Origin of the sequence: Xenorhabdus sp. TS4 (genome assembly GCF_014467265.1) — a bacterium.
Classification (GTDB): domain Bacteria; phylum Pseudomonadota; class Gammaproteobacteria; order Enterobacterales; family Enterobacteriaceae; genus Xenorhabdus; species Xenorhabdus ehlersii.
On sequence record NZ_NKHQ01000002.1, the window covers coordinates 260,685 to 276,563 of the forward strand.

General features: G+C 42.3%; 14 protein-coding genes. 10 read left to right on the forward strand and 4 right to left on the reverse strand.

Going from position 1 to position 15,879, the window contains the following annotated elements; genetic code table 11:
* Nucleotides 1-157 precede the first annotated feature (157 nt).
* The 5 genes from ffh to rplS all read left to right on the forward strand — a co-directional run bounded on the left by ffh (nt 158) and on the right by rplS (nt 3,677).
* Nucleotides 158-1,519: a signal recognition particle protein gene (ffh, locus tag Xets_RS27160; protein WP_099131063.1), complete on the forward strand. Its 1,362-nt coding sequence runs from the start codon at nt 158-160 to the stop codon at nt 1,517-1,519.
* Nucleotides 1,520-1,655: 136 nt separating this feature from the next.
* Entirely contained in the window at nt 1,656-1,904 is a 249-nt protein-coding gene (rpsP, locus tag Xets_RS27165) for a 30S ribosomal protein S16 (protein ID WP_074020141.1), read from the forward strand.
* An 18-nt stretch (nt 1,905-1,922) separates the two neighbouring features.
* Complete coding sequence (rimM, locus tag Xets_RS27170) at nt 1,923-2,471, forward strand: ribosome maturation factor RimM (protein ID WP_099131064.1); 549 nt, start codon at nt 1,923-1,925, stop codon at nt 2,469-2,471.
* A 37-nt stretch (nt 2,472-2,508) separates the two neighbouring features.
* Nucleotides 2,509-3,261, forward strand: a complete 753-nt coding sequence (trmD, locus tag Xets_RS27175) for a tRNA (guanosine(37)-N1)-methyltransferase TrmD (RefSeq protein WP_099131065.1) — start codon at nt 2,509-2,511, stop codon at nt 3,259-3,261.
* Between the two features lie 62 nt (nt 3,262-3,323).
* Nucleotides 3,324-3,677: a 50S ribosomal protein L19 gene (gene rplS, locus Xets_RS27180; protein ID WP_074020138.1), complete on the forward strand. Its 354-nt coding sequence runs from the start codon at nt 3,324-3,326 to the stop codon at nt 3,675-3,677.
* Nucleotides 3,678-3,794: 117 nt separating this feature from the next.
* Here the strand turns inward: rplS and Xets_RS27185 are convergent, their stop codons facing one another.
* Complete coding sequence (locus Xets_RS27185; protein ID WP_187651068.1) at nt 3,795-5,138, reverse strand: anaerobic C4-dicarboxylate transporter; 1,344 nt, start codon at nt 5,136-5,138, stop codon at nt 3,795-3,797.
* Nucleotides 5,139-5,672: 534 nt separating this feature from the next.
* Between Xets_RS27185 and Xets_RS27190 the strand changes: the two genes are divergently transcribed.
* Together Xets_RS27190 and tyrA are read left to right on the forward strand one after the other, a co-directional pair.
* Nucleotides 5,673-6,767, forward strand: a complete 1,095-nt coding sequence (locus Xets_RS27190; RefSeq protein WP_304952506.1) for a 3-deoxy-7-phosphoheptulonate synthase — start codon at nt 5,673-5,675, stop codon at nt 6,765-6,767.
* Between the two features lie 5 nt (nt 6,768-6,772).
* A complete protein-coding gene (gene tyrA / locus Xets_RS27195) occupies nt 6,773-7,894 on the forward strand; it encodes a bifunctional chorismate mutase/prephenate dehydrogenase (protein WP_099131067.1) in 1,122 nt (373 codons plus the stop codon).
* 47 nt (nt 7,895-7,941) lie between these two features.
* Here the strand turns inward: tyrA and pheA are convergent, their stop codons facing one another.
* The 3 genes from pheA to bamD all read right to left on the reverse strand — a co-directional run bounded on the left by pheA (nt 7,942) and on the right by bamD (nt 10,918).
* On the reverse strand, nt 7,942-9,096 hold the full coding sequence (gene pheA, locus Xets_RS27200; RefSeq protein ID WP_099131068.1) for a bifunctional chorismate mutase/prephenate dehydratase: 1,155 nt from the start codon (nt 9,094-9,096) through the stop codon (nt 7,942-7,944).
* Nucleotides 9,097-9,410: 314 nt separating this feature from the next.
* The gene (gene raiA, locus Xets_RS27205; protein ID WP_099131069.1) at nt 9,411-9,743 is read right to left on the reverse strand and encodes a ribosome-associated translation inhibitor RaiA; all 333 of its coding nucleotides are present in this window, start codon (nt 9,741-9,743) and stop codon (nt 9,411-9,413) included.
* Between the two features lie 452 nt (nt 9,744-10,195).
* Nucleotides 10,196-10,918, reverse strand: coding sequence for an outer membrane protein assembly factor BamD (gene bamD / locus Xets_RS27210; protein WP_187651095.1), 723 nt, complete (start codon nt 10,916-10,918; stop codon nt 10,196-10,198).
* A gap of 147 nt (nt 10,919-11,065) precedes the next feature.
* On the opposite strand from bamD, the gene rluD reads away from it, so the two are divergent.
* From rluD to clpB, 3 genes are all read left to right on the forward strand, one after another.
* On the forward strand, nt 11,066-12,043 hold the full coding sequence (gene rluD, locus Xets_RS27215) for a 23S rRNA pseudouridine(1911/1915/1917) synthase RluD (protein ID WP_187651066.1): 978 nt from the start codon (nt 11,066-11,068) through the stop codon (nt 12,041-12,043).
* A gap of 4 nt (nt 12,044-12,047) precedes the next feature.
* Nucleotides 12,048-12,779 (forward strand): purine nucleoside phosphorylase YfiH, encoded by a 732-nt coding sequence (gene yfiH / locus Xets_RS27220; protein WP_099131072.1) that lies wholly within the window; start codon nt 12,048-12,050, stop codon nt 12,777-12,779.
* A 129-nt stretch (nt 12,780-12,908) separates the two neighbouring features.
* A complete protein-coding gene (clpB, locus tag Xets_RS27225) occupies nt 12,909-15,482 on the forward strand; it encodes an ATP-dependent chaperone ClpB (RefSeq protein ID WP_187651065.1) in 2,574 nt (857 codons plus the stop codon).
* The last annotated feature ends 397 nt before the right edge of the window (nt 15,483-15,879 follow it).

The window sequence follows — 15,879 nt, forward strand, 5'->3', positions numbered from 1 at the left end:
TGAACCTGAAATTTAAGTATACCGCTAGCAGGAGTAGCCTCCAACCGCTGTTAATCATACTTGGGAATCTCTTTGCAGAGATCACATAATCATCGTGCTATAATTTGCGAAATTTGCCTTACAGGTAGACCCACTTGTAGATATCTGAGCTGAGACAATGTTTGATAATTTAACTGACAGACTATCGCGCACATTGCGCAATATCAGCGGTCGCGGACGGCTGACTGAAGATAATATTAAAGATACGCTGCGCGAAGTTCGTATGGCTTTGCTCGAAGCGGATGTTGCATTACCTGTCGTGCGTGATTTTATTGCACGAGTCAAAGAAAGCGCTGTGGGACATGAGGTTAACAAAAGTCTGACTCCAGGTCAGGAATTCGTCAAAATCGTTCAAAATGAATTGGTTAAGGCGATGGGAGAGGTTAACAGTGAACTGAACCTTTCCACACAGCCTCCCGCTGTGATTCTTATGGCCGGTTTGCAAGGTGCAGGTAAAACGACCAGCGTTGCTAAATTAGGTAAGTTGCTGAAAGAGAAAAACAAGAAAAAAGTCTTGGTTGTTTCTGCTGACGTATATCGACCCGCGGCGATCAAACAGCTTGAAACCTTGTCTGAAACAGTTGGAGTTGACTTTTTCCCTTCTGATCCACAGGAAAAACCTGTTGATATTGTCAATAAAGCGATCCAACATGCTAAGCTGAAATTTTATGATGTATTGTTAGTCGATACAGCAGGCCGTCTGCATGTTGATGAAGCTATGATGGATGAAATCATAGCGATTCATGCGGCTATTAATCCTGTTGAAACCCTGTTTGTTGTTGATGCAATGACGGGTCAAGATGCAGCAAATACAGCAAAAGCATTCAATGAAGCATTGCCATTAACTGGGGTTGTGCTGACCAAGGTAGATGGTGATGCGCGTGGCGGTGCTGCGCTTTCTATCCGTCATATCACTGGTAAGCCTATCAAATTCCTCGGCGTTGGTGAAAAAACGGATGCATTAGAACCTTTCCATCCTGATCGCATTGCATCCCGCATTCTGGGTATGGGGGATATGCTTTCACTGATCGAAGAACTTGAAAGCAAAGTTGATCGTACCCAAGCGGAAAAATTGGCATCTAAACTGAAAAAAGGTGACGGCTTTGATTTAAGCGATTTTCTGGAACAGCTTAAACAGATGCGTAATATGGGCGGAATGGCTAGCATGTTGAGCAAAATGCCGGGAATGTCGCAGATCCCTGATGCCGTCAAATCGCAAATGGATGACAAGCTTCTGGTTAAAATGGAAGCCATCATTAATTCCATGACCCGTAAAGAGCGGGAAAAACCAGAAATCATCAAAGGTTCGCGTAAGCGCCGTATTGCGATGGGATCGGGCACACAGGTGCAGGATGTCAACCGTTTGCTGAAACAGTTTGATGAAATGCAACGTATGATGAAAAAGATGAAGAAAGGTGGTTTGGCAAAAATGATGCGAGGCATGAAAGGTATGCTGCCACCGGGATTTATGGGGCGATAATCGACAAAGTTGCGAAAGAAAATGTTCTTTGGATTGCTTTTTGCGCCAAAGTGAGTAAAATTTTCGGGCTTTTAATGGACAGCCGGACTCCATTCCTCGATGGAGTCTGGTTGTTTTGCTAACTAATGAGGATGTTATGGTAACAATTCGTTTAGCTCGTGGCGGCGCAAAAAAGCGTCCGTTTTATCAAGTAGTCGTGACCGATAGCCGCAATGCGCGTGATGGTCGTTTTATTGAGCGTGTTGGTTTCTTCAACCCAATCGCTTCAGGAAAAGCAGAAGCTCTGCGTTTAGATCTGGACCGTATCGAACACTGGGTTGGTCTGGGTGCATCTGTGTCTGATCGTGTTGCTACACTGATCAAAGACGCTAAGAAAGCAGCTTAATCTGTCGCGGTGGTAACAATGAGCAAACAATCTGGCCTGAAGCACCCTGTTGAGCCAATTGTATTGGGGAAGTTAGGGTCTGCATATGGCATTCGTGGTTGGCTCAGAGTTTTTTCTTCCACCGAACACACCGAAGACATTTTTGAATATCAACCGTGGTTTATTCAACGCTTAGGCCAGTGGCAACACATTGAACTGGAAGCATGGAAATACCATAACCAAGATATTATCGTCAAAATCAAAGGTATTGACGATCGGGATGCGGCGAATTTATTCACTAACTGTGAAGTTGTGGTGGATTGTAGCCAGTTACCAGCACTGGAAGAGGGTGATTATTACTGGAAAGACCTTATTGGCTGCCAAGTAATAAATACAGTCGGTTATAACCTTGGAACTATTCATGACATGATGGAAACAGGTTCTAACGATGTGATGGTAATAAAAGCAAACCTGAAAGATGCATTCGGTATCAAGGAGCGGTTGGTTCCGTTTCTTGATGGGCAGGTTATCAAGAAAGTTGATCTCGCTACCAAAACCATCGAGGTAGATTGGGATCCTGGTTTTTAATCTCCGGTAAAAACGGTTTAAATGAGTGGGACACAGTATGTGGATTGGGGTTATTAGCCTGTTTCCTGAAATGTTCCGCGCAATAACCGATTACGGGGTAACTGGTCGGGCAGTAAAAAATGGCCTGTTGAGTATCGAATGCTGGAATCCAAGGGATTTTACCTACGACCGGCATCGTACTGTTGATGATCGCCCTTATGGCGGTGGTCCAGGCATGCTGATGATGGTGCAACCATTACGAGAAGCCATTCATGCAGCTAAAGCTTCGGCAGGTGATGGTGCAAAGGTGATTTATCTTTCACCTCAGGGACGCAAACTCGATCAACAGGGAGTTTGTGAGCTGGCAGCAAATGAGAAATTAATTCTGGTTTGCGGGCGTTATGAAGGTATTGATGAGCGTATCATCCAAACCGAAATTGACGAAGAATGGTCTATCGGTGATTACGTTCTTAGCGGGGGAGAGCTTCCTGCAATGACGATGATTGACTCGATATCGCGGTTTATTCCGGGCGTATTAGGGCGTCAAGCATCGGCAGAAGAAGACTCATTCGCTGATGGATTGTTGGATTGCCCACATTATACTCGCCCTGAAGTGTTAGATAGTATGGAAGTCCCCCCAGTTTTGCTGTCGGGAAACCATGCTGAAATTAATCGCTGGCGAATGAAACAGTCGCTTGGTCGAACCTGGCTAAGAAGGCCCGAACTTCTAGAAAACCTAGCTCTGACTGACGAGCAAAGGATGTTGCTATCTGAGTTCCAACGGGAATATCAAGATCAAGCAACGAATTAATCCAGACATATCCTAAAGGGATGTCTTTGATATATCAGTTTACCTAGGGTAAGAGAGTTATTATGAGCAACATTATTAAACAACTTGAACAAGAGCAGATGAAGCAAGACGTACCTTCATTCCGTCCGGGTGACACCTTGGAAGTTAAGGTATGGGTCGTTGAAGGTTCTAAAAAGCGTCTGCAGACATTCGAGGGCGTGGTTATTGCGATTCGTAACCGCGGTCTGCACTCTGCATTCACTGTTCGTAAGATTTCTAACGGCGAAGGCGTTGAGCGTGTATTCCAGACTCACTCCCCAGTCGTAGACAGCATCAGCGTTAAGCGTCGTGGTGCTGTTCGCAGAGCTAAACTGTACTACCTGCGTGAGCGTTCTGGTAAGGCTGCTCGTATTAAAGAGCGTCTGAACGCAAAATAATACGCTTTCGCTACATCCGAAAGTTATCAAAGGCCAGCGCATATGCTGGCCTTTTTACATGCTATAAATCAGGAAACTTATTTTTTCAGTTGTAAGTCAGGTTAGGGAGACAGTAAGTTACATAAACGTACTGGCTAAAATATATCCTACTGTACAAGCGCCACTGACGCCAAGCAATCCTGGTAAAAGAAAGCTGTGGTTGATAATGAATTTCCCGATTTTTGTTGTACCTGAACGGTCAAAACCAATACAAGCCAAATCGCTTGGATAAGTAGGCAAAACAAAATAGCCATAGGCAGCAGGAAAGAAAGCAATCAGAAGTTTAGGATCAACTCCAAGTTGTAATCCCATTGGCGCAATGGCCGTTAAGGCGGCGGCTTGGCTGTTAACCAGTTTTGATACTAAAAACAGTACAAGGGCATAAGTCCACGGCTGTGCCTGGACCACATCTTCTAGGACTAGTTTTAATTCACCTAAATGTGAGTGGAAGAAGGTATCACTCATCCATGCCACACCAAAGACAGAAAAAATCGCAACCATACCTGCTTTGAACACGGCACTATTGGCGATTTCACTGGTTTTGATTTTACAGGCCATCAATATAATGGAGCCTGCAATTAACATCATCATCTGGATCACCAGATTCATAGAAAGGGGTTTTAGTGTACCTTTTACTTCAAAAGCAGGACGTAATTCGGTGAATGCACCAAATAAGACTACGACAGCAATTGCGGTAAAGAAAATCCAGGTTGCCCAATAAGCTTGCTTAGGAAAGACTTGATTCAATAGAGTGTCAGAACCACCATAAATAAACTCACGTTGCTTTGGATCTTTGATTTTCGCCTGGAATTCTTCGTCCTGATCAAGATCTTTTCCTCGACGTAAGCTCCATAATGCAGCAAGTATTACTCCAGTGAGTGATGCTGGTATTGAAACAGCCAAAATGTCCAAGATCCCGTACGCCTGCCCAATACCATGACTGGCAGCAATAATTGACACCAAAGAAACAACGGCGACAGATACAGGAGAAGCGGTAATTGCCATTTGGGAAGCGACAGAAGCAACAGCCATTGGCCGTTCAGGGCGAATACCTTTTTTCAAGGCAATATCGCCAATGATTGGGAACATGGTATAAACCACATGACCGGTACCGCAAAGAAAAGTGAGCATCCAAGTAGTCAGTGGTGCCAAAATGGTGATATGTTGCGGGTGACGACGCAGTAAGCGTTCTGCAAATTGCATCATAACATTTAGCCCACCTGCTGTTTGTAAAACGGATGCACAACCGATTACAGCAAGAATAGTCAGCATTACATCAACGGGAGGGTTACCTGGTTCCAAGCCAAAGACAAATGTCAGTATAAAGAGTCCAATACCACTGATCAGTCCCAATCCCATTCCCGCATAACGCGTACCTATCAATAAGCAAATGATTATTACAATAAATTGCAGCGTTATCATATCTATCCTTAACAAATGTTTAAAAAATAAATAAAAGTTGGTAATACGGATTTTTGCATCTGCATGACTTATATACATGCTGTTAGTCATAGCTTTAGATCTATTGGATATGGCTATTGTTTATAAAAATTTTTTTATAGTTTCATATAAACATTAAAAACACATATTTAATATTATTAGAATATTTATATAAAAATGAGATTGAGATCTTGTTTTTATTATTTGATTATAAAGGTATTTATTTGTGTAATAAATTATATGTAAGTGGTTAATAAATTATTTCTATTTTGATGCGATTGTTAGTTGTCATTTACAATGAATTAACTTTAAAAATTATTTATATATTTTGACATGAAAATAAAATTCAATGGATTGTTAGTATCTCCACTATATCAATAGTCTTTGCATTTTAATGTAAAATATTATTTACGGTATGTGGAAAATATTTACGTTTTTGGATTGTATTCTTTACGGCTCATGGTATGTTATCCAGCAGACACTTAGACAAACATTAAACAGACAAGGCAGGTAGAAATGATCATGCAAAAAGACGCTCTGAATAACGTTCATATCCTTGATGAGCAAGTCCTCATCACACCGGAAGAGTTGAAACAGAAATATCCGTTGAATAGCCATGATCGACATGCCATCACAAACGCGCGTAATACTATCGCTGACATTATTCAGCATCGTGATCCTCGTTTATTAGTGGTATGTGGTCCATGTTCAATTCATGATGTGGATGCTGCCCTGGACTATGCCAGTCGTTTGAAAGCGCTTTCTTCTGAATTGAGTGATTGTCTGTATATTGTTATGCGTGTCTATTTTGAAAAGCCTCGTACAACCGTTGGTTGGAAAGGGCTAATTAGTGATCCCTATATGGATGGTTCATTTGATATGGATGCGGGGCTGCATATTGCCCGTCGCCTGCTGTTGAACCTAGTAGAAATGGGATTGCCTTTGGCTAATGAGGCACTTGATCCCAATAATCCACAATACTTAGGGGATCTATTTAGTTGGTCAGCAATTGGTGCTAGAACAACGGAATCTCAAACTCATCGTGAAATGGCATCAGGATTGTCTGTACCCGTCGGATTTAAAAATGGCACAGATGGTAGTTTGAATACCGCAATTAATGCCATGAAAGCAGCAGCAATGCCTCATCGCTTTATGGGGATAAATCAGTCAGGTCAAGTTTGTTTGCTGCAAACTCAGGGTAATCCGAATGGACATGTGATATTGCGGGGCGGCGTAGGGCCGAATTACAGTGCAGAACATGTTGCTGATTGTGAACGACAAATGATTAAAGCAGGGCTGATACCATCACTGATGATTGATTGCAGTCACGGTAATTCCAATAAAGATTTTCGTCGCCAGAGTATCGTTGTGGATTCTGTTGTTGAACAGATGATGTCCAAAAACCAATCCATCATTGGGATTATGTTGGAAAGCCATATTAATGAGGGCAACCAATCCTCCGAACAGCCTCGCTCTGAGATGAAATATGGTGTTTCGGTGACAGACGCCTGTATTAACTGGCAGACTACGGAGCAAATATTGAGAAAACTGCACCAACAAATCGCTCCATATTTGGTTAATCGAAACATAATGATGGAAAAAGCAGGATAACCAATATGACAACAGAATTGTCACAGTTGAGAGCTCAAATTGATGAGGTAGATAAAACCTTATTATCGTTGCTGGCAAGAAGAATGAATTTAGTAGCGCAAGTTGGTGAAGTTAAAAGTCAACTCGGCTTACCGATTTATGATCCTGATAGGGAGGCTACTATGTTGGCCTCCCGCCGTCAGGAGGCGGAAAATATGGGAATTCCACCTGATTTGATTGAAGATATATTACGCCGAATTATGCGAGAGTCTTATGTCAGTGAAAATAACAAGGGCTTTAAAAAACTCGGTACTCATTTGGGATCTGTGGTCATTGTAGGTGGTTCAGGCAAAATGGGCCGATTATTCAGTCGATTGTTGACGCTGTCTGGCTATGAAGTCAGGGTGCTCGAAGCTGACGATTGGGATAACGCCGAACATATATTAGCCGGAGTAGGGATGGTGATCGTCAGTGTTCCTATTCACTTGACAGACAAGATTATCCGTCGATTACCTCCTTTGCCAGAACAGTGCATTCTAGTTGATTTGGCTTCAATCAAGCAAAGACCGTTAAATGCGATGCTTGAAGTACATAAAGGGCCTGTTTTAGGGTTGCACCCTATGTTTGGGCCAGATGTAGGTAGCTTTGCTAAGCAAGTGGTTGTGTATTGCGATGGACGCTATCCAGAGTCGTATCAATGGTTTTTGGAACAGATATCAGTATGGGGAGCGAGGTTGCATCAAATCACCGCAGAGAAGCATGATAAAAATATGAGTTTCATTCAGGCGTTGCGTCATTTCACTACCTTCTCTTACGGACGACATCTTGCAAAGGAAAATATCGACTTACAGCAATTGCTTTCACTATCTTCACCGATATATCGATTGGAGCTAGCGATGGTAGGACGATTATTTGCACAAGATGCCCAATTGTATGCTGATATTATTATGTCTAGTCCTGAAAATATTGCACTTATACGTCGGTATTACCAAAGTTTCGGGCAGGTGCTGGAAATCTTGGAACATCAAGATAAGTCAGCTTTTATTGAGAGCTTTAACCAAGTGAGTGATTGGTTTGGCGATGAAGCAGCTCGATTTATGAAGGAAAGTCGAGTGCTCTTGCAGCAGGCAAGTGACAACCGAGTATAGGTTTTATTTTAAAACCGGATAGAAATATCCGGTTTTGTTTTTTTACTTTAGATAGGATCGATAGGAATGACATTTTCTGATGGGTAAGATCCTAACACTTTCAGAAAACGAGTAATTTCCGTCAATTCTTTCAATGCTTGTTGCATTTTCATGGAACGTAGATTGGCTTGTACATCAATATAAAACATCTCTTCCCACGGTTTGCCATTTATTGGGCGAGACTCCAATTTACTCATAGGGATATCATGTTTCTTTAGGATAATGAGAGCATCAACCAGTGCTCCTGCTTGCTGTCCGGTTGACATAATAAACGTGGTTTTGGCAGGAACTTGCTCGGATACGTCAATAGATTTGCGGGAAACAACAATAAAGCGAGTGCTATTCTCTTGCTGATTTGCTAGGTTGTTTTCTAAAACATGTAATCCATAAAGAGTGCCGCCAGCCTCACTGCCTAATGCTGCTATTTCTGGTGAGTTGAGTTCTGCCACTTTTTGCATAGCAGCAGCAGTGCTTTCACAGTAAACAATATTCCAGTCAGGATATTTATTGAGATATTGGCTACATTGTTGAAAAGGTTGGGAATGGCTATAAACGGTTTTTATCCTTGAGATATCAGTTTGCCCAGCAATCAATAGACAGTGGTTGATTGGCAGAGTTATCTCTCCAACAAGGGATAAGGGGGTATGTTGCAATAAATCATAAACCTCATTAATTGCCCCTGAGCTGGTATTTTCCAGTGGCAGGATGCCATAATCAGCCTGACCAATCTCAACCAGTGAGAAAATATCTGAGAATTTGTGACAACTGCATTCAACCAACTGATTAAAGTGACGAGCAGCAAATTGTCGAGCTGCAATATGAGAATATGAACCTTTTGGCCCTAAAAAAGTAATACGGGCAGAATCGTAAGGTGTCTGATTCAGATATTGTTGTAATAATGCCTGTTGGGTGAGAACAGAATCCTCAATGATCATCTGAAATAATCGTGTAATGTAAAATCCATCTAATCCACGTGATTTTCCTTTATCAATCAATACATTCAATAACTCTCGTTCACGATTTTTATCTCGGATAGGGCGATGATCGAGCAGTTTTGTCTGGGCGATGTCACTGGCTAATTGTCGGCGTTTAGCAAGTAGATCCAGCAATTCCGCATCAATATGACTAATTTCTTCTCGTAAACTCACTAAGTCTCGTTCCATAGTATGTTCCTGATATTCTTATTATGAGTGTAGCCTGTGTATCGTAGATATGTTTGTGATCAGTAAAACAAAAAACCTCCCTGTCGATGGGAGGCTTTTATTCGTCTTCTTAAAGTTTCTTTGAAACGAATCAACCTCCTTATGAGAAGGTGAAAAAAAAGAAAAATAACAAAGACGGTTTGATAATCATTTGACCTGTTAGCATGCTACTTTATGGTTTCAATAATGTATTTTAATTAACCTATTTAGCTTGGAGTGTCAACAGGCAGTAAAAACGCGCTCAATGAGCGCGTTAGGACAAGAATCAGGGGGGATTATACTTCTAAGTTGATATTGGACTCTTTAACACTATTGTCTGTGCGACGAGCTTCTGCTTTATGCTGCACTTTATTGAGCTGGCGCTCTAATTTTGTCAGTAGATCATTGATTGCTGCGTACATATCTTCATGTTTAGCGCTGGCCACTAACGTGCCATTTGGTGTGCCAATTGTGGCATCAACTAAGAATCCTTGCGGTTCTTTTGATAGTACGATATGTGGATTGATTAGATTAACTTGCCATTTGCTCAACTTACTTAGACGGTCTTCTACATGGCTACGAATTGCGGGGGTAATTTCCATTTGTTTGCTGGTAATGTTCACTAACATATAGTTACCTCTTTGATGTTACTCCGTCTCTGATGTATTCAGCATAGCGCCATTTGGCATAAAAAGAATGATCTAAATCACTTTTATTGAGTGATTTTGGCAGTAAGTGACGGAATTGTGATAGCTAAGGAAGATATGGAGAATATTTGTTGCGAAGGAAAGAGTTATGCGTCATTATTAGTCAGTTATGGGATTATTAAATCAAGTTATAATTACAGAGCTTGAGTTATTTTCAAGGTGAAAATAATGAAGATATAGCCAAACATGAACAAAATGTGCTGATGCGTTCGGTTTGTTGGCTAAACAAAACAAAAAGGCAAGTCTTACAAAATCACATCCCAGCAGTGATATTCCTGGCAACTTCATGATTAGATAAAAAACAATAGATAAAAAAACAGCAGCCATTTAGCTACTGTTTTTGATTACTTGTTCAAACCTGATGGAATGAGATTTTATACGGGGTTGGCAGCGATCAGTTGTGCCACTTTATTGGCTTCAGCCGTCAATCCTAATTCTTTATAAGCTAACTCCATATAAGGGAGTGCTTTCCGAGTTGCATTAGCATCAGGGTAGTCTCGTAGCATCTGTTCTACCCGATTGACAACAGCTACGTAAGCATTGCGTTTAGTGTAATATTGAACAACTTCAAGTTCATATTTGGCTAAACGTTCTTTGAGGAAGATTAACCGCTTGGTAGCATCAGTTGAATATTGACTGTTTGGGTAATAGCGTACCAGTTGGTTGAAATCACGGAATGCCGCACGGGCATGTTCAGGATCACGATTTGATCGATCAATGCCGAAAAGGCCTTGTAATAGACTGTCATCCAGAGCTTGCGAAACCAAACCACGCATATAGAGTACATAGTCGATATTAGGATGGGTTGGATTTAGGCGCATGAAACGGTCAATGGATGCGAGAGCCAATGGGTATTCCGCTGATTTGTAATAGGCGTAGATCAGATCAAGTTGAACTTGCTGGGAGTAAGGGCCAAAAGGATATCGGTTATCAAGGGATTCCAATTGCTTGATAGCCGCTTTATAGTTACCTTCTTGCAGCATTTCCTGTCCAATTGAATAAATTTGAGATGGCGGAATATCAGGAACAGCATCTTTATTGCTGGAGCATCCAGATAGAACCAAGCTCAATGTGGTCGCTGCCACCAGATATTTCATGCGAATCATCACGTGTTGATTATCCTCTGAGTGTTTTCTGGGAGACTGTCCGTGAAGCTCCCGGCAAAATATGGGGTTACAATAACACACTATTTTAAATGAAACGGCCTCGCCGTCAAAACTCAACGTAAAATATAGAAGTTATATATGGCACAACAAATCCGACTTAATGCAATAGTCGCTGAATCTCAGCTTGGTCAACGTTTAGATCAAGCTTTGGCTGAATTGTTCCCTGATTACTCCAGGTCACGTATAAAAGAGTGGATCTTGGATAATAAAGTTCAAGTTAATGGCAAATTAATTAGCAAACCAAAAGAAAAAGTCCTGGGCGGTGAAGAAATCTCCGTTGATGCTATCATTGAAGAAGATGCACGTTGGGAGCCTCAGGATATCGAACTGAATATTGTCTATGAAGATAACGATATTTTGGTAATCAATAAACCACGTGATTTGGTTGTTCATCCGGGAGCAGGTAATCCTGACGGTACAGTGTTGAATGCCTTATTATATCATTATCCTGAAATTGCAGATGTTCCCCGTGCAGGTATTGTTCATCGTCTTGACAAAGATACGACAGGGCTAATGGTTGTGGCAAAAAACGTTCCGGCACAAACTCGTTTGGTGGAATCTTTGCAATTACGTGAAATAACCCGTGAATATGAAGCGGTTGCTCTGGGATGTATGACGGCTGGAGGAACGGTAGAAGAACCTATCTCCCGCCATCCAACAAAACGGACACACATGGCAGTACACCCTATGGGTAAACCTGCTGTTACCCATTATCGTGTTATGGAACATTTCCGGGCGCATACTCGATTGCGTCTGCGTTTGGAGACAGGCAGAACACACCAAATTCGTGTGCACATGGCACATATAAAACACCCGTTGGTGGGTGATCCTCTGTACGGTGGGCGGCCTCGTCCCTTAAAAGGAGCTTCTGATGAATTTCGCGAAGCGATGCGCAATTTTGATCGTCAGGCATTGCATGCAACCATGTTACGTCTTTACCATCCGATCACTGGAATTGAGATGGAATGGCATGCTCCATTACCGGACGATATGGTTAAGTTGATTGAAGTGATGAAAGTGGATGCTGAGACTTTCAAAGACGAGATGGATTGGTAGGTAAATGACGCCACTGATTTTTCCTGATTGGCCACAGCCTGATAATGTTGGTGCTTGCAGTACTACCCGTTTAGGTGGAGTAAGCCAGCCCCCATATGACAGTTTAAACCTGGGTAATCATGTTGGGGACGTTCCAGAATACGTGGAACGGAATAGAACGCTATTGGTTGAATATGCCCAATTACCGCAGCAACCTACATGGTTGGAGCAAGTACACGGAACACGTGTGATCACACTTGATGGTCAGCCATTGGTGAATAATCAGGCCGATGCTGTTTACACGAATATACCTGATCAGGTTTGTGCTGTGATGACAGCAGATTGTTTGCCAGTTCTTTTTTGCAGTATTTCTGGTGATGAGGTTGCGGCGGCTCATGCCGGATGGCGCGGATTATGTGCCGGAGTGTTGGAGAATACTGTGTCTCGATTTAGCGCAAAACCTGACATGATCCGTGCGTGGTTGGGGCCTGCTATTGGCCCTGAAAAATTTGAGGTGGGGGCTGAGGTTAGGGAAGCTTTCATCGCAACCAATCCTGATCTGGAACAAGCTTTTACGCCTTATGGCGATAAGTTTCTGGCAAATATTTACTTACTGGCTAAATTAAAGTTACAGTCAGTAGGAATAACAGAAATTTTTGGTGGAGCCGCATGTACAGTCACGGAGGGGGAAAACTTTTTCTCCTATCGTCGTGATGGTAATACCGGGCGAATGGCAACTTTAATCTGGTTGCGATAACCTACTTTACAGGACGATCTTTGGCGTATAGCGGTAAGTTTCCAATTAACTTTTCAGAAGACCTTGAATATTTAAGGAATGACCTTATCTAGTCTCCAGTAGCAAATTCTGACCAGTATTGGAGGTGTTATGCGTCTGGATCGTCTTACCAATAAATTCCAGCTTGCTCTTGCTGACGCCCAATCCCTCGCATTAGGGCGTGATAATCAATTCATCGAACCTATCCACTTGATGAGTGCATTAATTAATCAAGAAGGCGGTTCAGTGCGTCCTTTATTGGCCTCGGCAGGGGTGGATACGGGAAACTTCAATAATCAACTGAATCAAGCTCTGAACCGATTGCCGAAAGTAGAAGGCAATGGTGGAGATGTGCAGGTATCCAACGAGTTGGGACGTTATTTAAACCTGTGTGACAAACTTGCACAAAAATCAGGTGATAACTTCATTTCTTCTGAACTCTTTGTTCTGGCAGCGATAGAAGAACGTGGAACATTAAGTGACATGTTGAAAGCGGCGGGAGCAACCAAAGATAAAATCACTAAGGCAATAGAACAAATGCGCGGTGGTGAAAAAGTGAATGAGCAAGGCGCAGAAGATCAGCGCCAAGCGTTAAAGAAATATACCATTGATCTGACTGAGCGTGCTGAACAAGGAAAATTAGATCCTGTGATTGGGCGTGATGAAGAAATTCGTCGAACTATTCAGGTATTGCAGCGCAGAACCAAAAATAACCCAGTTCTCATTGGTGAGCCAGGAGTTGGGAAGACCGCGATTGTTGAAGGTTTGGCACAGCGTATTGTCAATGGTGAAGTTCCAGAGGGGCTGAAAAACAAACGTGTTCTGTCTCTTGATATGGGAGCATTATTAGCCGGTGCTAAATACCGTGGTGAATTCGAAGAGCGTTTGAAAGGTGTTTTGAACGATCTTGCCAAACAGGAAGGTTCAGTCATTCTATTTATTGATGAATTGCATACCATGGTAGGAGCTGGCAAAGCCGAAGGCGCAATGGATGCAGGTAACATGTTAAAACCCGCTCTGGCTCGTGGAGAACTGCATTGCGTTGGGGCAACAACACTTGATGAGTATCGTCAGTATATAGAAAAAGATGCGGCCTTAGAGCGTCGTTTCCAGAAAGTTTATGTGGCAGAACCTACGGTTGAGGACACGATTGCTATTTTACGTGGACTGAAAGAGCGATATGAATTGCATCATCACGTCCAAATCACTGATCCGGCAATCGTGGCGGCTGCAACACTATCTCATCGCTATATTTCTGATCGTATGCTACCTGATAAAGCCATTGATCTGATTGATGAAGCAGGGGCAAGCTTGCGTATGCAGATGGATTCTAAACCAGAAGCATTGGATCGCCTTGAGCGCCGCGTTATTCAATTAAAGCTTGAGCAGCAGGCACTGAAAAAAGAGTCTGATGATGCCAGTAAAAAACGGTTAGAGATGCTGAACGAAGAATTAGCAGAAAAAGAACGTGAATATTCTGAATTGGAAGAAGAGTGGAAAGCGGAGAAAGCTGAACTTAGTGGCACCCAGAATATCAAGGCTGAATTAGAAAATACTCGTATTGAATTAGAGAAAGCTCGCCGTAGTGGTGACTTGGCCAAAATGTCTGAAATTCAGTACGGAAAAATTCCGGAATTGGAAAAACGTTTAGCGACAGCAACAACAGCAGAAAATCGTCATATGAAGCTGCTGCGTAACAAAGTCACAGATGCTGAAATCGCTGAAATACTCGCACGCTGGACAGGGATCCCTGTATCCAGAATGCTGGAAAGTGAAAAAGATAAATTACTGCGCATGGAGCAAGAATTGCATAAGCGCGTAATAGGGCAGAATGAAGCGGTTGATGCTGTATCGAATGCAATTCGTCGTAGTAGAGCGGGATTATCTGATCCCAATCGTCCGATCGGTTCTTTCATGTTTTTGGGGCCGACTGGGGTGGGTAAAACAGAATTGTGTAAGGCGTTGGCTAATTTCTTATTCGACAGTGATGATGCTATGGTGCGCATTGATATGTCGGAGTTTATGGAAAAACACACCGTTTCAAGGTTGGTGGGAGCGCCTCCCGGATATGTTGGATATGAAGAAGGTGGGTATCTGACAGAAGCGGTGCGTCGTCGTCCTTATTCTGTCATTTTGCTGGATGAAGTAGAGAAAGCCCACCCAGATGTTTTCAATATCTTGTTGCAGGTATTGGATGATGGCCGTTTGACTGATGGTCAAGGAAGAACAGTTGATTTTCGTAACACCGTTGTAATTATGACCTCTAACTTAGGCTCCGATATGATTCAAGAACGCTTTAGTACATTGGATTATATAGGTATGAAAAATATGGTGATGGAAGTGGTTAGTCACCATTTCAGGCCTGAGTTTATTAACCGGGTTGATGAAGTTGTTGTGTTTCACCCATTAGGAAAAGAGCATCTGAAGTCTATTACGAATATTCAATTGCAGCGTTTATATCAGCGTTTGGAAGAGCACGGTTATCAGGTGGAGATAACACCTCCAGCGCTGGAAAAACTAAGCGAAGCTGGTTTCGATCCTGTATATGGAGCCCGTCCATTGAAACGAGCTATCCAGCAAGAGATTGAAAATCCACTGGCCCAGCAAATTCTTTCTGGCAAATTGATCCCAGGTAAATTAGTGACTTTAGGGTTAGAAGACAATCGTATTGTTGCAACACAATGATATTGATTACTTAGAAAGTTTTTAAGAGGTGTTTTTTGCACCTCTTTTTTCTTTTTCTAGATTGGAAAAACACCAAATCGGGTTGTTTTGGATGATAAATAAGCGGTTGAGGCTTTTTTTCAAAATAACTATTGCCAGTATCATAAAACTCCCTATAATGCGCTTCCGTTGTCACGACAAACACACAAACCTGTCGGGATGACAACGTGAAAAGCCTTGGAAAATAAGGCTTGACACGATAAGAGGAAAGCGTAAGATACGCAGCCTCGCAACCCGGAAGGCACTTCCGGTTGCCAACGCTCTTTAACAAATTAATCAGACAATCTGTGTGGGCACTCGCAAGACACTATCGATATGCCGAAAGGCAAAAAAGATTAAAGTCTTAAAGAGTGACCTG

What these genes read in the sequence shown, in the direction of transcription:
- ffh (WP_099131063.1), top strand. Translation starts at nt 158, where the DNA reads ATGTTTGATAATTTAACTGACAGACTATCGCGCACATTGCGCAATATC.
- rpsP (WP_074020141.1), top strand. Translation starts at nt 1,656, where the DNA reads ATGGTAACAATTCGTTTAGCTCGTGGCGGCGCAAAAAAGCGTCCGTTT.
- rimM (WP_099131064.1), top strand. Translation starts at nt 1,923, where the DNA reads ATGAGCAAACAATCTGGCCTGAAGCACCCTGTTGAGCCAATTGTATTG.
- trmD (WP_099131065.1), top strand. Translation starts at nt 2,509, where the DNA reads ATGTGGATTGGGGTTATTAGCCTGTTTCCTGAAATGTTCCGCGCAATA.
- rplS (WP_074020138.1), top strand. Translation starts at nt 3,324, where the DNA reads ATGAGCAACATTATTAAACAACTTGAACAAGAGCAGATGAAGCAAGAC.
- Xets_RS27185 (WP_187651068.1), bottom strand. Translation starts at nt 5,138, where the DNA reads ATGATAACGCTGCAATTTATTGTAATAATCATTTGCTTATTGATAGGT.
- Xets_RS27190 (WP_304952506.1), top strand. Translation starts at nt 5,673, where the DNA reads ATGATCATGCAAAAAGACGCTCTGAATAACGTTCATATCCTTGATGAG.
- tyrA (WP_099131067.1), top strand. Translation starts at nt 6,773, where the DNA reads ATGACAACAGAATTGTCACAGTTGAGAGCTCAAATTGATGAGGTAGAT.
- pheA (WP_099131068.1), bottom strand. Translation starts at nt 9,096, where the DNA reads ATGGAACGAGACTTAGTGAGTTTACGAGAAGAAATTAGTCATATTGAT.
- raiA (WP_099131069.1), bottom strand. Translation starts at nt 9,743, where the DNA reads ATGTTAGTGAACATTACCAGCAAACAAATGGAAATTACCCCCGCAATT.
- bamD (WP_187651095.1), bottom strand. Translation starts at nt 10,918, where the DNA reads ATGAAATATCTGGTGGCAGCGACCACATTGAGCTTGGTTCTATCTGGA.
- rluD (WP_187651066.1), top strand. Translation starts at nt 11,066, where the DNA reads ATGGCACAACAAATCCGACTTAATGCAATAGTCGCTGAATCTCAGCTT.
- yfiH (WP_099131072.1), top strand. Translation starts at nt 12,048, where the DNA reads ATGACGCCACTGATTTTTCCTGATTGGCCACAGCCTGATAATGTTGGT.
- clpB (WP_187651065.1), top strand. Translation starts at nt 12,909, where the DNA reads ATGCGTCTGGATCGTCTTACCAATAAATTCCAGCTTGCTCTTGCTGAC.